Below are 743 nucleotides of genomic sequence, written 5' to 3' on the forward strand. Positions count from 1 at the left end.
CGCGGACGGACTGGCCGAGGCCGGAATCCGCACCGTGCGGCACCGGCCGGACGAGCCGATCGGGCCGGCGGCCCTGGACGGGATCGGCGACGAGCTCTACGCCACCGACGCGCCGACCGGCGGGGGCGGGCGGTCCCTCCCGCTGCTGCGGGCCGAGGAGACCGACGACGGCTTCCTCCTGCGGATCGAGATGCCGCTGGCCGGGGACTCGACCGTCGACCTGGCGCGGGTGGACGACGACCTGGCCGTGACCGTGGACGGGTTCCGGCGGCTGCTCGCTCTCCCCGACGCACTGCGGCCGTGCCGGGTGACGGAGGCGGAGTCGGACGCCCGCGGGCTCGTCGTCCACCTGGAGCGCAACCCATGACCCTGGAGCGCAACCCATGACCACCGCGGACAACGGTGCCCGGCTCGCCGACGAGATCCGCCTGCTCGTCGATTTGATCGTCGAACGGGCCGCCCCGTGGCTGGACAGCCTGGTGGAGGAGGGACACGGCACGGAGGCCGGGGACGACCACACCGGCGGGAACGACACCGACGGCACCGGAGAGGCGGAGCGCGGGTGGTGCCCCCTGTGTGCCGTGCTGGCGATCTGCCGGGGCGAGCGGGTGGACGTGGCCGCGCGGCTCGTGGACCAGCTGACCCAGCTGCTGGCCCTGCTGCGCGCGGTGCTCGCCGACCGCTGGCACCCGCACGAGGGGGTGCACATGCCCGGGTCCCCGGCCCCGCGCCCGGAACCGGAC

The 743-nt window shown here is 75.6% G+C and carries 2 protein-coding genes; both read left to right on the plus strand.

Annotated features, from left to right (window positions below; translation table 11 throughout):
- On the plus strand, positions 1–367 hold a 367-nt coding region (locus tag SACPADRAFT_RS32050), incomplete at its 5' end, for an ArsA family ATPase (protein WP_007027845.1).
- Positions 368–383: 16 nt separating this feature from the next.
- On the plus strand, positions 384–743 hold a 360-nt coding region (locus tag SACPADRAFT_RS32055; protein ID WP_007027846.1), incomplete at its 3' end, for a hypothetical protein.

Origin of the sequence: Saccharomonospora iraqiensis subsp. paurometabolica YIM 90007 (assembly GCF_000231035.2) — a bacterium.
GTDB classification, from domain to species: Bacteria; Actinomycetota; Actinomycetes; order Mycobacteriales; family Pseudonocardiaceae; genus Saccharomonospora; species Saccharomonospora paurometabolica.